Genomic DNA, 18,275 nt, shown 5'->3' on the forward strand with positions numbered 1-18,275 from the left:
GCAATGAATTTAATTTTTAATGTATTAAGGCATCTTTTATGAATCAAACAGTGGAACAAACAATGAAAAAAGTAGGATTAGTCGGTTGGCGTGGCATGGTTGGCTCTGTGTTATTAGAACGTATGCAGCAGCAAAGTGATTTTGCCCATATCGACACCACCTTTTTCACCACCTCACAAGCGGGTCAACTAGGCCCAGATATAGCAGGCGACGCAAAACCATTACTAGATGCAAGTGACATTAGCGAACTTGCTAAAATGGATATTATTGTTACTTGCCAAGGCGGTGACTACACCAATGCGGTATATCCAAAACTTCGAGAGTCGGGTTGGGATGGTTACTGGATTGATGCAGCTTCAGCACTGCGTATGAGTGAGGACAGCATAATAGTGCTAGATCCCGTAAACAAAGATGTTATTGAACAAGGCTTAGAGCAAGGCGTTAAAACCTTTGTGGGCGGTAACTGTACTGTATCGCTGATGCTACTTGCATTAGGTGGTTTATTTGAGCAAGACCTAATTGAATGGGTAAGCCCAATGACTTACCAAGCGGCGTCGGGCGCTGGTGCACGAAATATGAAAGAGCTTATTGCACAAATGGGCGCTATTCATGCAAGTGTTGCCGACAAAATTGATAACCCAAGCTCTGCTATTTTAGAAATTGATAAAATAGTAAGTGAAACAATGGCGTCAAAAGACTTACCACAAGACCAATTTGGTGTGCCATTAGCGGGCAGTTTAATCCCGTGGATTGACGTACCTATGCCAAGCGGTCAGTCTAAAGAAGAATGGAAAGCGCAAGTAGAAGCGAACAAAATTTTAGGTTCTTCTAAGCAACCAGTGCCAATTGATGGTTTATGTGTACGTATTGGCGCTATGCGTTGTCATTCACAAGCGATGACCATTAAATTACGTGAAGATATTAGCGTAGAAAAAATTGAAGAAATTTTAGCGTCTCATAATGAGTGGGTTAAAGTCATTCCGAACGAGCGCGAAATTAGCGCAACAGATTTAACACCCGTTAAAGTAACAGGCACTTTAAGCATTCCTGTTGGCCGTATTCGTAAATTAGCGATGGGGCCAAAATACATTAGCGCATTTACAGTAGGCGATCAGCTTTTATGGGGCGCGGCAGAGCCACTTCGTCGTATGCTACGCATAATTGTTGATGGTGAGTAATACCAATTCGCAATAATACTTAATCAATTTGAGGGGTTAAATCTGACGCTTACTACGTTAAATATTTCTGATATAGAGCAACTATATAACGAAATTTTTGCCTTGTTATCGACACGATTTTTCTTCCCTCAAAATAGATCACTTAATTAAGCGAATTGGTATAATATATAATCAGTATTAACAAAAGGGGTTGGCAATTTGCCAGCCCTTTTTAGTTTAATGGCTCATAAAACCGCTTAAGAGGCTTAAACAATACTTTTTTATGAATGTTCACTGTTGTTTATTATTGAACTTAAGTAAACTGTTTACATTGTGCAACAGCCTATTCAAGTAACATTAATGACCTCTCACATAAATAACTTTGCCAATAAGCGATTAGCATTTGTTAGCTCCTATTTTAGTTCTGCAATTGCTATAAACACGGTTGTTTCTTGTTTTCTTATTTTTAGCAGTATTAACCACAGCGCCTCGCAAGAAAAATTTTACTGGCTTTTTACGTTATCATTTATTTCATTACTTCGAATAGCCAGCCATGTATTTGTTAACAACACCCATGCTTTTAAATATCATCTGTATTTTATAGGTTTATTATTAACGGCTTTAACATGGGCTGCTTTCCCCATTTTGTTTTATGAAAATATGCCAATGCAGGAGAAGTTTGTATCACTCGTTGTTTTTAGCTCCCTTGCTGGTGGCGGTGTAAATGTTTTAGCTTCTGATATTCGTTCCTCCTTGTCGTATATAACCTGTTTACTGGTTCCTTTTAGTATTTTATTACTTTTACAGCCTATTGAAGATGAGAATGTACTAGGTATTTTAGGGCTCGTTTTATGGTTTATTTTGTGTTTTGTTACCGCTGTACGTTCTGCTAAAGATGTAAAGTCATCAATTAATAATGAACTTAAGTTAGATCAATTTATTGAAAACTTAGAAAACGAAGTGCAACTTCGTACCGAACAAATAATCCTTTTAGAGCAAAAAGATAATTTAACTAAATTGTTTAATAGAGGGAGCTTTGTTTCTAATGTCGAACTTGATTTAGCCAATCAAAATGATGATATTAAAGCCGTTTTATTTTTAGATATGGATGACTTTAAAATCATCAACGATAAATACGGTCACGATTTTGGTGACTTTGTTCTGGCCCAAACAGGTAAACGATTAGTTGAAACACAAACTCAGGGCGATTTTATTGCTTGTCGTTGGGGAGGGGATGAGTTTATTTTTTATTCTCGTAGTAACACCGAAGACGAACTTTTTGACTGTGTTTTTAGATTAGTTAAAACTTTAACGAAAACAGTAAGCATGGATAGCTATCAAGTAAACCCTTCTTTTAAAGTTGGGCTGTATTTTACGCGTGAAAATTTTAACCTTGAAGACGCGATTAAATATGCTGATGTTGCTATGTATGAAGGTAAGAAAAGCCGTAATGAAATATCAGTATTTGACGAGCGAATGCATGAATCGCTTAAAAGAGAAGAAGTACTTCGTAGCTCAATTAAAGAGTGCGTAGAAAAAGGTGACTTTCATCTGTGTTATCAACCTATTGTTGATATAAGTACAAATGAAATAACCACGTTTGAAGTACTACTTCGTTGGCAGTTTAATGATGAATTTATTCCCCCTTCAGAATTTATAGATATTGCAGAGCGATATGGAAAAATTAATATATTAGGTGAATTTGTACTAGAACAAGCCATCGCGAGTTTAAGTAAGTTAAACGCTGTGAATAGTAAGATTGGATTGTCGATTAATGTGTCGGTGTTGCAACTAGAAAACCATAATTTTTTAGATTTTTTAGTTGCTCTTCTAAATAGATATGCTGTTAAACCATACAATGTGCATTTAGAAATAACAGAAACAGTGATGATTAAAAATTTACCGTATTTGTCAAAAGTGATTACGGCCATAAAAAATACCGGTGTGCGTATTTCTATTGATGACTTTGGTACTGGGTTTTCTTCTATATCGGTTTTAAAAGAGCTATCAGTTGATTACATTAAAATAGATAAATCTTATATTGATAATATTTGTGAGTGCTCAAAAGACAAAAGTATTGTATCTGCGGTAACTAATATGTCTCATATGATTGGTTGCCAAGTAATAGCGGAAGGCGTAGAAAATACAGCTCAGTTAAAATTATTAAAAAGCTTAAAAGTTGACAAGTACCAAGGCTTTATATTTAGTAAACCAGTTAGATTTGATCAAGCATTAGCACTGATAAATTAAAGCTTTATATTCAGTTAAGCATTGCTGCATAAATCAGATTTTTGCAGCAATTTATATTCAATTTAAGAGAATTTTTAAATCTTTAACGCATTTTACTATCGCAGTACATTTCCCTTCTCGTACTTTTTAATCTGCATAGTTATTGTTTTATTTAAATTGGTATAACCTTTGCTTTTAATACTTAAGTTAGCCACTTTAACTACAGTTAGGCTATTAACGATGTATTTTAAATGCGGTATACGTAGTGTTATTACAACTTTGCGTAATATTTACATGTTTAAAATGCTCATTTTAAAGTATTAGGTAAAGGAAATTATAATGAGCTCGGTTTCTAATGTATTGCATAGCAAATGGTTTAACTCATTAGCGGTTATTTTATTAATCATTATTATTGCCAGAATAGCCGCGCCTTATGTAGTTCAATACTACGTAAATTATCAGTTAAAACATACACAAGGTGTTACGGGGCATGTTGGTGATGTAGATTTGTTTTTATATCGCGGTGCCTACGCGATTGACGACGTTGAAATTTACGCTGTTGATGCAACTTCAACTCCTAAGCCTTTATTGAGCATTCAAACTCTTGATTTTTCACTCGCGTGGTCAGCCCTTTTAAAGGGTAATTTAGTAACAAACATGGCCTTTACGCGTCCTGAAATAGTTATTTACGATAAAGACCCCAATGCTTCTGAGCAAAATAAACAAGTAAAAGACGAAACTACCTGGGTAGGGCTCGCCAATAACTTAGTACTGTTTTCTATTGATACCTTAACAATTGAGCAAGGAAAGTTAACCTTAGTTAACTCAACCAATAGCGGTGAAAAACCCACTTTTATATCAAATATTAACGCCGAAATTAAAAATATTACGAATGCTCAAAACTTATCAAAAACACTTGTAACAACTTTAAATGTTGAAGGAGCATTAATGGGCGAGGCTGCATTAAAGCTTAATGGCAAATTAGACCCTTTTAGCAAGCAAGCTAATTTTGATTTTAATGCAGAGGTACAGCGCTTTTCAGTTAAAAATTTAGACACTGTATTTAAAGTGTATACACCGTTTGATATTGAAGCGGGAGGCATTGATGGCGCTATGGAACTTGTGGCTAAAGATAATAACTTAAATGGTTATGTAAAAGCGGGCGTTCAAAACTTGCGTGTTTTTTCGTGGCGCGAAGATATAGAAAAAGATGACGACGGCATATTTACAGCCATATTTGAAGGCAGTGTTGATTTACTGGGCTCTATCCTCGAAAACGATGAGTCTAAACTTGTTGCTGCACGCATTCCTATAGAAGGGCAATTAGACAATGCGGATGTTTCGACTTTCCAAGCAGTTACTTCGGTTTTAAAAAATGCTTTTTTTGATGCGTTTAAGATGAAGGTAGATAACGTCATTTCTTTTGAAGATACGGATAACAAACCTGATAACAATGGGAATTAAAGCACTCTGGGAATGCATGTTTGAGTTAAATGCCTAAGCTGCACCCACTTTTAAACTTTAAGTGGGTGCTTTAGTACTCTTATCAGATTAGTTTTTGCGGTTACTCAATAGCTCTTTAAGCTCAGCAATTTGGGATTTTAGTTCGTTTACTTGCCCTTGCGTTGCAGGTAATGAGCTGTCGTCTGCGAGCTCTTCTCGTGCTTTGCGGTGCTCCTCACTCATTACCTCAAGTATTGCACCTACCATCATGTTTAAAAATACAAATGCAGTTAAAAATATAAACGTAAGGTAATAAATCCAGCTTAATTCATACACCGCCATTGTTTCGTACATTATGTCGGTCCAATCTTCAAATGTTGCCACCCTAAACAAGGTAAGCATTGAGATTGAGACGTCTTGCCAAAGTACGGGGTTTATTTCAGCAAACATCATGCTGCCCATTGCAGCGTATATATAAAAAATAACAAACATTAATAGGGCTATATAACCCATTTGCGGAATGGCTTTAAGCAATGAGTTAACTAATAAGCGCAGCTCAGGGATCATCGATACCAATCGCAGTACTCTAAATATGCGCAGTAAACGAGCAATTAACATAGTAGAACCAGCAGCAGGATATAAACTGCCCAATACTATGATGGTGTCGAATATATTCCATCCTTTAGAAAAAAAGTGTTTTATGCCTTTACTTGCAATAAAGCGGATTACTAGTTCAATTAAAAAGAATGCGGTAATGCCAACGTCCATCCAATTTAGAGCAAGCTCTACGGTAGGATGTAGTGAGTAAGTGTGCGCACCGACTGTCAGGGCAGAAACAATAATTACAGCTATAACAAATGATTGAAATATCTTGCTTTTGTCTATACGCTGAAACAACTTTTGTAACTGCGACATCATAGAAATAGATCCTTTGGAGATTAAGATTTTATGGCGCTAATATACAATAATATTGTAATAATTTAACGCTTTTTCGATATAGAAAGTGTAAGGAAATTTAATGTTTATCAATAAACTAAAAAGTAGCGCATTACTTATTGTTGGATTATGTGTTTTAGCTGGTTGTAGCTCTGACGCGCGTTTTCATGAAGTTCAATCGGCGCGCCTTGATGAATGTAACTATAAAGCCGACAAAGAATATTACGAATGCCTAGATAAACAAGACTCTAACTACGAAGAGTTTAAAAAACAGCAACAAGCAGAAACTAAATAAGTAACCTTTATATTTATGACTAAAACTCAAAAGCAGCGCGATAAGCACATTCGACTAGCACTTACTAATGCATGCGAGGCAATAAAAGAAAGCGTAATTGGTTTTGATTATCTAACGCATACCATTGATTTAAATAACGAGGCCAATACGTTAAAAGTACAGTGTTATTTTAATGATGATATAGCCCTTGAAAGTGCAAAACCGCAACTTAACGAATTAACAAATATAATACTCAAAGAGCTTACGAGTATTAAGTTGAACGCAAAACCAGCACATATTTCATTTTCCGCCAATTAACAGAGCTTTTGTTGGTTTGATAGCACATGGACGTTATAATTAGATAAATTATTTTTAGGGTTTAAATTATGGCTGTTCCTACGCGTTCGCAAATTTCACCAGGTACCACAGTAAATATTGTATTAAAAGAAGATCAACGCAGCGGCACATTAACTGAGGGTGTTGTTGAGCGCCTTTTAACAAAATCACCAAATCACCCACACGGCATTAAAGTACGTTTAGAAGATGGTCAAGTTGGCCGAGTAAAAGAGATTTTATAATGGCAGCGTTAACAGAACAGGCTTTTTGGGAATTAGTAACAACGCCTGATTTAGGGCTCGATCCGCAAAGTGTGAGCGATAATCTAAAAACTAAACTTAGTGACTTAAGCGATCAACACCTTATTGATTTTGATAAGCATTTTGGCATACATATGCGCAAGTGTTTTACCTGGGATTTGTTTGGTGCCGCCTTTGTAATGGCTGGATGCAACGATGATTACGGCTTTAGCGAATTTAGATGTTGGTTAATTTCGCGCGGTAAAACAGTTTTCGAAAACGCCTTAGAAAATGCTGATTCTATAGCGCAGTGTACACCTGTTTATTACTTAAACGAGCAGCCTTATCCGTACATTGATGAGTATGACTTAATAGCCGGTTTATTATTTGAAGAACGTAACGAAGACGAATTGCCGTTTATCCCATCTGGCAGTGATGAACCCAAAGGTAAACGTTTTAAAGACAAACCTAAGTTTTTAAAGCAAAGCTACCCTTTATTATTTGCAAAGTACTGGCAATAAAATAAATACCAATTCGTATAACTAGTTAAATAATCTAATGAGTTCAATTGACCCTTACAATTAGGCGCATTGGTATAAATCGTTTTGTTGTTTAAGTACGTATTAAATAAAGTGCTTAACAACAAAATGGTTTGTAATGAGTATCTAGGGCATGTTTACCTTTGGTGGTTGAATTTGTTCAATCCAAGAAGGATTTAATCGCGGCGCGAGATTTGTAAACTAGTGGGCTCGACAACTGCTCCTGCATTATTCTAATGGCTTACATCCATGTAAGAATAATAAAAACCGAGCAAAGCTTCCGCGTCCTACTCACGCGCTCGCTCCTGTAATACGACTTCTCTCCTTTTATAGTAAATCTCTGTTATAGTTGTTAAAAGTTATAAAAGCTAAGTGATTAGGCATTTTGCTATTATTTAACACGCTGACTCACGAGGATACACCCACGAAATGAAATATTTAACACTCGCTTTATTAACTGTCGCTTTTACAAGTGCAAATGCTTTTTCTGAGCCGAGTAATAAAACACGATTTATACCGTTTTTAAAGTCAAAACTGGGGGCATACGAAGTTGTGTCGACCAATTCAGGGTTATGCGTTAATAGCGATTTGAGTTTGACAGACGAAAGTGATTTAAGTGCAGGTTTTAAACTTGGAGAACAAATTGTATTTGGATCGCTCCACAATGGTACTCGCACTATTAAAAAACCAAACTTTTGTTTTATAACCAGTACGCTTAAATATAAAAGTGATGGCCTTGAAAACGGTTTAAGAATGAGCCGTTGTGAAAACCCTGCAAACGAAAAAACAATCAGTCAAAGTATCAAGTTTTTAGCTGATAACACACTAAAATATACATTAAGCGAACCTAGTGTAGAGTGCACATTTAAAAAAGCAGACGAGAGCAAATAAAGCATCTAGTAAGTAGTAAATCATTCGCAGTATATTTTAGGGATATCGCGCCAACGCGTAGTGTACTGCGGCGATAAAAAATCACGATTCATGTGCCATCGGTCATTTAATTTACTGCTTGCAAGGCTGAGCATCCCTTTTCCGTATCGATTGTTAATTGTATCTAGGCATTGCATAAGCTTTGGATTATCAGGGCTCTTATTAAATAAGTCATTTTGTTGAAACTGTTCTGATATTAGCTCTACCGCGCCCACACCACACTTATAAAATCGGATCCCCGGTTGGTAAATATTATTAAATACCTCAGATACAGCATTAGCCATTACGCAGGTGTCGTTAGTGGGTGAGGGGAACTTATACACAAACGACTTTTTATAATATCTGTTTTCGTGCGCGCCACTGGCTGCAAAAATATAAAGCTGGTGGGTGAGCGAACGTTGCGCTCTTAGTTTATTAGCCACTGTGGTTACATGGTTAATTAGCGCTGTTTTAAGGGCGGTTGGCTCGCATATGCGCTCTCCAAAACTACGGGTCGAATAAATCTCCCGCTTGTCCTGTCGTACATCATCCCAGTTTAAACATGTTATACCGTTAAGCTCGCTTACAGTACGTTCAACAACCACACTAAATGCACGGCGCATTGCTTTAGGGTTTTGCTGAGCAAGGTCCCAAGCGGTGTGTATATTCATTATTTTAAGCTTTTTAGCTAGTCGCCGGCCTATTCCCCAGACATCTTCGCAGCTCATTCTTTGTAAAATAGCTTGGCGAGTTTGCTCGCTATTTATTACTGCTACACCATTAAAACCACTGAGCTTTTTAGCAGCGTGGTTAGCGGCTTTAGCTAAAGTAGGGGTTGGGCCAAAACCAACACCTACAGGAAGTTTTGTTTCGCGCCATACTGTGCGCCTTATTATATGGCCATATTCATGCCAATCTTTAATTAATGATGTGTAGCCATTAAAGTGCAAAAACGATTCATCAATACTGTATATGTGTTGTGTATCGCAAAAGCGGCCAATAATATTCATCATTTTGTCGCTTAAATCAGCATAAAGCTCGTAATTACTAGAGCGAATAACAACGTTGTTTTGCTCAAGTAAATGCTTAACTTTAAAGTACGGGCCAAATTTAGGAATATTTAAACGCCGAGCAATAGGGCAAATAGCGCATACACAGCCATCGTTATTGGTAAGTACAACCACAGGTTTGGATCGAATAGCAGGGTCGAATACTTTTTCGGCACTGGCATAAAACGACACAGCATCAACTAAGGCATACATTTTAGTAACTCTGGGCTTTGCCTGTGCATTCTTATTGATAGCGTTACTACGCCCTCAAGCTGAAACTCGTCTGCAGAGGTTAGTTGTACAGGCTTATGTAAAGAAGAAGCTGAAAGCAGCCGCGCATTGGTTTTATCAAGCAGTTTGCATACAAAAAGACCATTTAAGTTAGCAACAATAACGTCACCATTTTTTACTGGCTCTGCACGGTCGATAACTAATAAGTCACCTTCAAAAATTCCGACTTCTTGCATAGAGTTACCCGATGCAATACCAATAAACGTAGCATCTGGATGCTTTATTAAAAGCTCATCAAGGGTTACACCTAGCTCGGTGTACTGCGCTGCGGGTGATTCAAAACCACACACGCCTGCTTCTATATAAATGGGAATGACAAACATAACACAACCTAAAACGCATATACTGTATAAGTGTACAGTATATGCGTTTTGTGTAAGTTATGCCAAGAATGTATGGCTGATCAATCCATGTTTTTGATCATTTGTTGTGCGGTATCTAAAAAGTCTTTGATTTGTTGAGGGTTTAAGTTTTTACACATTTGATTATTTATTTTTTTCTCTGAGGCTAATAACTTATCAAAAAGAACTTTACCTTGCTCTGTAAGGGACAAAATAAAGCAGCGCTTATCGTGCTCACTTGCCTGTTTATTTATTAAATTTAAGCCAATAAGCTCTTTAACTAAACGTGCTATTTGCGCTTTATCGCGCTGCGTTTTAGTAACAATATCGTTAGCCGTACAGTTATTTTCGTTCGCAATAATATGTATGCAGCGTACGTGCATAGCATTAATACCCAGTTCGCCTGCGTTAATTGCTTCTCGAATTGTTACACGGTAATTTTGCATTAATTCAAACAGCGTATTTGATAAAGGTGTATTCATAGCACTCTCAATATAGTTGACAAAGTCAATTAACTTGTTATAGTTGATTTTATCAACCAGTGGGGCGTTGTGCAATACCTGCTTTTTATAGCAGGTTGGTATTAAAGTCTAAGTTTTGTAAAACGAGGTAATACATGAGTAAACAAGTTCGCAAAGCCAACGTATTAAGTACAGAGCAAATCACACTGCATTTACAGCGCATTGTTGTAGGCTCTGAAGATTTTAACGACTTAACCTCACAGTTTATTGGTAACTATGTAAAAGTACTATTTCCAAAAGATGGTGAAGTAGATTTTAACTTAAAAACAGCCTGTATGCGATCATACACAATAAGGCATGTAGATGCACAAACAGGCGCGCTAACACTTGATTTTGTTATAAATATGCACCAAGGCCCTGCAACTAACTGGGCTAAAATTGCAAAAGTAGGCGACGAGCTAGGTATTGCAGGCCCAGGCCCTAAAAAGCTAGATAATTATGCGCATTCGCATTATGTATTGCTAGGCGATTTAACATCGGTAAATGCAATAAAAGGGTATGTACAGCAATTACCTTTAACTTCAAAAATTGATGCCTTTGTACATGCGCCCACTGAGCAAGATATAATTAATTTAGAAACAAATCGCGATATAAACTGGGTAATTACCAATAATGCCGATACAGTAATGCTAAGCGCACTTAAAAATTTGCACATTACAGAAAACCCTCCCATTGTATTTATGGCATTAGAAGCTGGGCTTGTACGTAGAGTAAAAACACTGCTAACAGAGCAATTTAATATACCGCGCAGTAATATTGTTTCCTCCGGTTATTGGAAAAAAGGCGTTGACTCAGAAGGCTATAAAAAGCAGCGCCAACGTGATGCACAGCTCGCCTAAATACCTTAGAGCAAAATAACATATACCTATTTTGCTTTAATACCTCTGCGTAACTTGAATTGAGCTAATAGCAGACCCATTTAAGTGTTTTATGCTAATGATGTAATCCATTATTAGCATGCATTTTTAGGAGCTGCTATTTTGTTAAATTCCATTCCTTTTTCGTTATTAGAACTTGCCCCCATGATCAAAGGGGACAGCGTTACTAACACTCTTCATAAAAGCACGAAATACGCACAACGTGCTGATGAACTTGGCTTTAACCGTTTTTGGCTTGCTGAGCACCATAATATGCCAGGTATAATTTGCGCTGCCACTTCTATTTTGGTTGGTCACATTGCAGGTAATACTAAAAAGATACGCGTTGGATCGGGCGGTATTATGCTACCAAACCACTCACCTTTAGTTGTTGCTGAACAATTTGGCACATTAGAGAGCTTATATCCTGGGCGAATAGATTTAGGGCTAGGGCGTGCACCCGGCAGCGACCAAGTAACGAGTCGTGCGCTAAATAACGATATGAGCCGCGCAGAAAACTTCCCAGGTGAAGTAACTGAGCTGCAAACATTGTTAGGTCCTTACAATGGTACGCACCCTATACGTGCTATACCGGGTGAGAACACAAACGTGCCTATTTGGTTATTAGGCTCGAGTTTATTTAGCGCGCAGCTAGCGGCGCAAAAAGGACTACCGTATGTATTTGCAGGGCATTTTGCACCGCGCTTTGTGCACGATGCAATAGCGTTGTATAAGCGCGAATTTAAAGCATCAAGCGACCTTGATAAACCATACGTTATGCTTGCACTGCCTTTAGTGGCAGCAGACACCGACGATGAAGCGCAATACCTGTCGACTACTTCTAAGCAACGTGTGCTCGAACTCATACGTGGTAACGAGCTGTGGCTAAAACCACCGGTTGAAAGCATGGATGGGTTGTGGAGCGAACAAGAACGCGCTCATGTAGAGAACTTTTTAAGTCTAAGCGTAGTAGGCGGACATGTAAGTATTAAACACAAGTTAGAGATGATAGCGAAACAACTAGAAGTTGATGAGTTTATATTTACCAATGATGTATTCGATAGTGAAAAACGCCACCGTGCACTCGAAATTTTAATGGAAATAAAACACTAAAATATAGTTAGTTAAGCAAGCGTACACTCTGGGCTTGCTAACATACAGACATCATCAAAAGTTAAACTTTTTTAACTCATTTTATTAACTTTAAGTGATGTCTGTATTTGTTATTTAAATATTCAAAGTAAATTTGATTGCTATTTTTAGTATATATTTTGCTTTACATACCGTTCTGTTTTTTCAATCGAACTGATTTAAACAATCAATTTTAAGATATCACTTTTATTTTTTATAATGTACGTATTAAACCAAACATCATTAAATAAAGGTAGGTTCACCGTGAAGTCTCTAAATAGCGCAACAGCTAATTCAGTTAACAAAACAGCGCAACCAAAAGTTGCACTGATTGCTGAAGGTGGCGGGCAGCGAGGGATCTTTACAGCTGGCGTACTTGATGCGTGGTTAGAGCAAGAATATGACCCATTCGATTTATTCATTGGCACCTCTGCAGGTTCGCAAAACTTAACTAGTTACTTAGCGCGTCAAAAAGGCTATGCAAAACGCCTAATTAGAGGGCTTTCGCGTAACAAACGTTTTTTTCAGCTTGGTCGCGGATTAGTGGGTAAACACATAGTTGATTTAGATTGGTACTTTGACAAAACTACTGAGGTAAAAAGAGCCATAGATTTTAAAACAGCTAAAACGAGTTTAGGCGCGCGTGAGCTACTTATAACAGCCACTAATGCACGAGACAGAAAAGCATATTACCTATCACCTACGGGTGAGAGTGGCCAATGGCGTGATTTGTTAAAGGCTTCTAGCGCACTCCCGTTTTTATACAAACAAGGTGTAAAATTAACACCTTGGTTAAACGCAAAAGCAGCTAACGAAATACACCTTGCTGAAGAGCAAGTACAGAGCGATTTTTATCTAGACGGCGGTTTAGCCGCTCCATTACCAGTGCGTGAAGCTTACAACCGAGGCGCTCGTAAAATTGTTGTAATAAGAACGGTTGACGCTAATTTTCAAGCGCAATCTGCATGGGTACAAAAGCTAAGATCATTTGCTATAGCATCAGGCTATTGTCCAAAAACATTGGACTACTTAATACAGCACGAGAAAGCGTATTTAGATGAGCTTGAGTTTATTGCAAACCCACCAAGTGATGTGGAAATAATACAAATTTTTGCAGACGAAAAACTGCATAGCAAATTATTAGGTAGTTCAAATAACGATTTACGTTTTGATCATAAATTAGGTTTAGATGCCGGTCGCTCATACTTAGCAATGCAAAATTTACAGATTAACAGCAACAACCATTACAGTGCACCTACACAATACAGCTATAACTAAGTAATACAGCGATAGCCAATTAAATATAATTTAAAAAAAGCGCATAATTTTATGCGCTATTTTTTTGCCATTCTTAATCCTCATTACGCCTAATATAAACCTTACTGCATCAAAATAAAAAATATTGCATCCCGCGCCTATGCGCAAAATAAAATACTGAATCTTAAAAAGATATTATTGATTTTTTAACTAATCAATATAAAGTGTAGGTGTGATTTATTATTCATATTTATAGAAATAAAATTCAATCTTGAATGTGCTTACTTACAGATTATTAAACACCAATACACACTTCACTATCGGGTAAAGCCAAACTTAAACACTATTATGTTTAATGCATAATGAGCTGCCGGAGTTTTTAAGTTAAGTAGCGCTACATGCAGAGTTTAAAGTCGGTGCTAACATAAAGTAAAAGTATAAAATAAAAAGGGATTAGTAATGTTCGATACCGTCGTCAAAAGTGTAAACAACCTTTTATGGGGAGAAGGTCAGGTACTTATTTATATACTTTTGTTTACAGGTATATGGTTTTCGGTACGACTAAAAGCAATTCAAATACTTAAATTTAAACATATGTTTAGCCTTTTAAAAGGAAGTAGCAAATGTAAAAAAGACGACATTTCGTCATTTCAAGCGTTGTGTACAGGGCTTTGCGCACGAGTAGGTACCGGTAATTTAGCCGGTGTGGCAGTGGCAATTTCACTTGGTGGCAGCGGCGCTATATTTTGGATGTGGGTAATAGCCATATTGGGTATGGCTACAGGCTTTGCTGAAAGCGTACTTGGGCAAGTATATAAAGTGCGCGATAGTAGCGGCGAGTTTAGAGGGGGTCCTGCGTATTATATTCAACAAGGTTTGGGTAGCCGAGCATTCGCAATTGTGTTTGCCGCATGTTTATTTTTAGGTTACGGCTTTACGTTTAGCGCAATGCAAACGAACACAATTACCGACGCACTTAATTACGCGTTTGAAGTTCCTACATTTTATTCAGGTCTGGTTATTACCGTACTAGCAGGCTCAATTATACTCGGTGGCTTTAAGGCAATTGCCCGATTTGCAGAACGTGTTGTGCCAATAATGGGCATTGTGTTTGTACTTGCCGCCGTTATTATTACGATTATAAATTTCACGCAAGTACCCGCCATGCTTAAAGATATATTTTTATCGGCGTTCGGTTTACAAGAAGCCGGTGCCGGTGCGATGGGCGCAGCCATTAAAAACGGTATACAACGTGGTTTATATTCTAACGAGGCGGGCGCAGGTAGCGTGCCGCATGCATCAGCAAGTGCGAGCCCTATTCCTAATCACCCAGTAACGCAAGGTTACATACAAATGCTAGGCGTATTTTTCGATACAATAGTACTGTGTAGCTGTACCGCTGTGATTATTTTATTGGCCGATATAGACATAAGCGGCGAAATGGAAGGCATTCGTTTAACACAAAGCGCGATGACCGCTCATTTAGCACAAGGTGGAGTTTACTTTGTAGCAGCCGCTATAACCTTATTTGCTTTTACATCGGTGGTGGCAAACTACGCCTATGCAGAGAGTAACTTGCATTTATTTAAGCTCGACAACAAAGTAGGGCGCGGCATTTACACTTTGCTTTATTTATCAATGATGTTGTGGGGCGCGTCGGCCACATTAAAAGAAGTCTGGGATTTAGCCGATATTGCCTTAGGGTTAATGACAGTGGTTAACGTTATCGCTATTATACTGTTAACGCCGACTATTTTGTCTGTCACGAGCGATTACCACGCACAAAGAGACAAAGGTTTAGAGCCCGAATTTAAAGTAAAAGATGTAAAAGTACAGGGCAAATGCGAAGACGGCATTTGGGACTAATTCAGCACACTTAACTATAGAAAGCGGTTTTATGGCAACATAAAGCCGCTTTCTATTTTGCATAAATATTCACTTCCAGTGTTGTAAAAAACTGAAGCAACCAAAATAAAAGGCATTATTTTTTAGATGATCGAGATTCACGCAGGGAAAACAGCGGCTAAAATTATTAACGAACAGGGCTTTAAACCTGAACTTTTCACCTCTTTTTTAGGTGCAAGTGGCGGTCCTAAATGGTTTACATTATTTGGCTTAGATAAATATATTTTTGGTGAATTTTTTAAAAATCGTACCCAACCACTTAATTTAATCGGCTCATCTGCTGGCGCTTTTCGCTCTGCGTGTTTTGCACAAAATGATCCCGTTGCTGCCATTGAGCGCTTAGCAAAATCGTATTCGCAAACTAGGTACTCAAGTAATAAACCAACACCAAATGAAATAACAATAAAAGCGCGCGCATTACTTGAAGGTGTTTTTGGCGATAACGGTGTGGCCGAAATTATAAATAACCCCGTATTTAAAGCGCACTTTATTGTAGCGAAATCGAATGGTTTTATTGCCAGCGAAAATAAATTAATACAGTTAATGGGTTTATCAAAAAGTTACATGCTTAACCGCGTTAACCGAAAATTATTAGGCTCGCAGTATGAGCGTTTTATATTTGGCCCAGCAACAAGTGACTTATCAATTACCGACAGCTACAATTTTAAAACGCAAAACATAGCGCTTACTCAAAATAATTTAAAAGACGCATTACTTGCATCGGGCTCTATACCACTTGTTATGCAAGGCATAAAAAATATTGCAGGCTCGCCGCAAGGAATATATCGCGATGGCGGAATAATTGATTACCACTTTGATTTAAAAATTAATAATCCAGGACTTATTTTATATCCGCATTTTAATAGCGAGCCAAAAGCAGGGTGGTTCGATAAAAATTTAAAACGTAAAGTGTCGCCACTTAATTACGACAAAGTAGTAATGATCACCCCATCAAAAGAATTTGTAGCAAGCTTACCTTACGGAAAAATTCCAGACAGAAATGACTTTACCGATCTCGATGCCGATACACGCATTAAATATTGGAATACCGTTTTTAGTGAAACCGAAAAATTGGCTGAAGCGTTTGATAAAAAATTAAATAATGATAATTTTGATTTGAAGTAATATTAATAATTTAATTACTGACAACACATAAATTACGGTATGTTTAATATCCTAGAAGTAGATAATCAAAGGTCTAGTTTGACAGTATGGATGATATCTTATGGCAATTTAAATATTTTAAATTATGTACTTATAGAATATAAGATGGTTATATAAAGATAATAGATTAAATCTGTTAGGAACTATAAATATAAATTAATAAGGATTGTTATGGATAAGTATATATATTTTTTAATAAAAATTTTTGATGAAGATAAACATGCTGAAATGTTTTTAGATGGATTTCTTCACTCAAAAAAACTTTCTTATTTTAGAAAACTTTATGATGAAGCTTTAGGAAATCGAGGTGATAAGCATGAAGGAGTTATTAGTTGGTATAAAGCAGAAGAATTAATAATTGAAATAAATGGTGTTACTTTAAAAGATGTTGTTGGTAATGTATCAATGAATATGAACTACCATGATAATGTTAACATCTTCTGTTTATATGCATCTTACCAAACGGAAAATTTTGAATTGACTCAAGAAAATCTGCCAAAACTAATTGAAGAATTAAAAATATCTGAAAGCTGTTTGGGGCTGGGTAGAAAAGCTGTGATTGTGACAAATGTAGAAGAATTTATTAATAGAGTATTTAATAAAGCTGAACAACAGCAATTAAATTTTAAAGCTGGTTTAATCGAATATTATGACCCTGAAATATTTTCAGGAAAATTCAAAGATGATGATGCGATATTTAAGAAAAGAATAGAGTTTTCACATCAAAAGGAATACAGGTTTGCATTCTATCCTAATAATATTTCTGATGATGCAATGAATCTAGACATAGGTAATATCAGAGATATAGCTTTCAAAATGGAAGCTAAAGAGATTAATAACGAAATAAAAATAAGTAAAATAACTCGATGAAATTAAAATTTTAATTTTGGTAGCTTATATACCGTAGTGAAAAATTTTAGAATAAATAGAAACAACCCATAAATTACGTTATGTTAAATTGAGTGGGTTTTAATAAAGCGAGCGTGATTATACAAACCAGCTCGCTTTTAGGAGAGTAATTTGGTGGTTAATTAAGCTCTGAATCAACCCAAAACTTAGTTCCCTTTAATACAGCTTGTAGTGCAAGGCCATTTTCGGTTACAGAATATACAGTAACTTGATCTGCAATCGCTTCGGCAACCAATGCACCGCCTTTATCTTCATATTTTGCTGCTGCATCAGCGTTTCCGCCAAATGCCCAACCATGTTCAATAAATCTGTTTAATGCAGCTTGGTTATGAAAAACCATTACAACGTTAAAATCTTTAACGCCTAAGCCAAGTCCTAAACCGGCTTCGCCCATATTCATGTAAGTCGATTTACCTGTAAGATTATTTCTAACAACACCGTAACCACCGCCAAAGCTAGCAAGCACTACATTTACATTCGCGTTATCGAATACAGCATAACCAGCAGAGTTAGCAATTTGTTTTTTAACATCAGGTTTTTCAGCGTATAATTTATCTAATGTGTTTGCTTTCATACTTTGTACAAGTGAACGTTTTTCGCTTGGCGATGCACTACCTGTAGTAGCACACCCAGTTAACGCAACAGTTAAAGCAAGTACACTTAGTATAATTAGTTTCTTCATAATGTTTTCCTTAATAAGATATAGCAACCAACAACCATAGAATAATCACGGTATTAAAATAATTAGAGCTTTACTATGTCCAATACTAGACAGTATCGGACTTTAA

Annotated in this window: 19 protein-coding genes; 14 read left to right on the top strand and 5 right to left on the bottom strand. The window is 36.9% G+C overall.

The window, feature by feature from the left end:
- The first annotated feature begins 38 nt into the window (after positions 1-38).
- The 3 genes from asd (at position 39) to I6E70_RS05180 (ending at position 4,850) form a co-directional block, all read left to right on the top strand.
- A complete protein-coding gene (gene asd / locus I6E70_RS05170; RefSeq protein ID WP_197188204.1) occupies positions 39-1,178 on the top strand; it encodes an aspartate-semialdehyde dehydrogenase in 1,140 nt (379 codons plus the stop codon).
- Between the two features lie 339 nt (positions 1,179-1,517).
- A complete protein-coding gene (locus tag I6E70_RS05175) occupies positions 1,518-3,407 on the top strand; it encodes a putative bifunctional diguanylate cyclase/phosphodiesterase (RefSeq protein ID WP_231620059.1) in 1,890 nt (629 codons plus the stop codon).
- Between the two features lie 318 nt (positions 3,408-3,725).
- Entirely contained in the window at positions 3,726-4,850 is a 1,125-nt protein-coding gene (locus I6E70_RS05180) for a DUF748 domain-containing protein (protein ID WP_197188206.1), read from the top strand.
- Positions 4,851-4,937: 87 nt separating this feature from the next.
- On the opposite strand, the gene I6E70_RS05185 is transcribed toward I6E70_RS05180, so the two are convergent.
- Positions 4,938-5,747, bottom strand: coding sequence for an ion transporter (locus tag I6E70_RS05185; RefSeq protein ID WP_010552921.1), 810 nt, complete (start codon positions 5,745-5,747; stop codon positions 4,938-4,940).
- Positions 5,748-5,847: 100 nt separating this feature from the next.
- Between I6E70_RS05185 and I6E70_RS05190 the strand changes: the two genes are divergently transcribed.
- From I6E70_RS05190 to I6E70_RS05210, 5 genes are all read left to right on the top strand, one after another.
- Complete coding sequence (locus I6E70_RS05190) at positions 5,848-6,060, top strand: hypothetical protein (RefSeq protein ID WP_007583226.1); 213 nt, start codon at positions 5,848-5,850, stop codon at positions 6,058-6,060.
- Between the two features lie 15 nt (positions 6,061-6,075).
- Complete coding sequence (locus I6E70_RS05195) at positions 6,076-6,357, top strand: hypothetical protein (protein ID WP_007583225.1); 282 nt, start codon at positions 6,076-6,078, stop codon at positions 6,355-6,357.
- Between the two features lie 68 nt (positions 6,358-6,425).
- Entirely contained in the window at positions 6,426-6,617 is a 192-nt protein-coding gene (locus I6E70_RS05200) for a YwbE family protein (protein ID WP_007583223.1), read from the top strand.
- On the top strand, positions 6,617-7,135 hold the full coding sequence (locus tag I6E70_RS05205; RefSeq protein ID WP_197188207.1) for a DUF4240 domain-containing protein: 519 nt from the start codon (positions 6,617-6,619) through the stop codon (positions 7,133-7,135). Before I6E70_RS05200 ends, I6E70_RS05205 begins: the two co-directional genes overlap by 1 nt.
- Before the next feature lie 447 nt (positions 7,136-7,582).
- Positions 7,583-8,044 carry a hypothetical protein gene (locus I6E70_RS05210; RefSeq protein WP_010552920.1) on the top strand — a complete coding sequence of 154 codons (462 nt, stop codon included), beginning with the start codon at positions 7,583-7,585 and terminating at the stop codon, positions 8,042-8,044.
- 20 nt (positions 8,045-8,064) lie between these two features.
- Here the strand turns inward: I6E70_RS05210 and I6E70_RS05215 are convergent, their stop codons facing one another.
- The 3 genes from I6E70_RS05215 to I6E70_RS05225 form a co-directional block, all read right to left on the bottom strand.
- Entirely contained in the window at positions 8,065-9,324 is a 1,260-nt protein-coding gene (locus I6E70_RS05215; RefSeq protein ID WP_197188208.1) for a Y-family DNA polymerase, read from the bottom strand.
- Positions 9,312-9,725 (bottom strand): S24 family peptidase, encoded by a 414-nt coding sequence (locus tag I6E70_RS05220; protein WP_007377584.1) that lies wholly within the window; start codon positions 9,723-9,725, stop codon positions 9,312-9,314. Before I6E70_RS05220 ends, I6E70_RS05215 begins: the two co-directional genes overlap by 13 nt.
- Before the next feature lie 80 nt (positions 9,726-9,805).
- On the bottom strand, positions 9,806-10,225 hold the full coding sequence (locus tag I6E70_RS05225; protein ID WP_197188209.1) for a MarR family winged helix-turn-helix transcriptional regulator: 420 nt from the start codon (positions 10,223-10,225) through the stop codon (positions 9,806-9,808).
- Positions 10,226-10,359: 134 nt separating this feature from the next.
- Between I6E70_RS05225 and I6E70_RS05230 the strand changes: the two genes are divergently transcribed.
- The 6 genes from I6E70_RS05230 to I6E70_RS05255 all read left to right on the top strand — a co-directional run bounded on the left by I6E70_RS05230 (position 10,360) and on the right by I6E70_RS05255 (position 17,448).
- Positions 10,360-11,103 carry a siderophore-interacting protein gene (locus I6E70_RS05230; RefSeq protein ID WP_197188210.1) on the top strand — a complete coding sequence of 248 codons (744 nt, stop codon included), beginning with the start codon at positions 10,360-10,362 and terminating at the stop codon, positions 11,101-11,103.
- 141 nt (positions 11,104-11,244) lie between these two features.
- Positions 11,245-12,234, top strand: a complete 990-nt coding sequence (locus tag I6E70_RS05235; RefSeq protein ID WP_197118992.1) for an LLM class flavin-dependent oxidoreductase — start codon at positions 11,245-11,247, stop codon at positions 12,232-12,234.
- A gap of 282 nt (positions 12,235-12,516) precedes the next feature.
- Complete coding sequence (locus I6E70_RS05240; protein ID WP_165725541.1) at positions 12,517-13,530, top strand: patatin-like phospholipase family protein; 1,014 nt, start codon at positions 12,517-12,519, stop codon at positions 13,528-13,530.
- Positions 13,531-13,968: 438 nt separating this feature from the next.
- Positions 13,969-15,375, top strand: coding sequence for an alanine/glycine:cation symporter family protein (locus I6E70_RS05245; protein ID WP_010552913.1), 1,407 nt, complete (start codon positions 13,969-13,971; stop codon positions 15,373-15,375).
- Between the two features lie 126 nt (positions 15,376-15,501).
- Entirely contained in the window at positions 15,502-16,539 is a 1,038-nt protein-coding gene (locus I6E70_RS05250) for a patatin-like phospholipase family protein (RefSeq protein ID WP_197188211.1), read from the top strand.
- Positions 16,540-16,749: 210 nt separating this feature from the next.
- A complete protein-coding gene (locus tag I6E70_RS05255; protein WP_197188212.1) occupies positions 16,750-17,448 on the top strand; it encodes a hypothetical protein in 699 nt (232 codons plus the stop codon).
- Between the two features lie 157 nt (positions 17,449-17,605).
- Here I6E70_RS05255 and I6E70_RS05260 read toward each other — a convergent pair whose 3' ends face one another.
- Positions 17,606-18,169, bottom strand: a complete 564-nt coding sequence (locus tag I6E70_RS05260) for a YSC84-related protein (protein WP_007583197.1) — start codon at positions 18,167-18,169, stop codon at positions 17,606-17,608.
- Between the last annotated feature and the right edge of the window lie 106 nt (positions 18,170-18,275).

It is taken from the genome of Pseudoalteromonas sp. NGC95 (genome assembly GCF_015864705.1).
Classification (GTDB): domain Bacteria; phylum Pseudomonadota; class Gammaproteobacteria; order Enterobacterales; family Alteromonadaceae; genus Pseudoalteromonas; species Pseudoalteromonas arctica.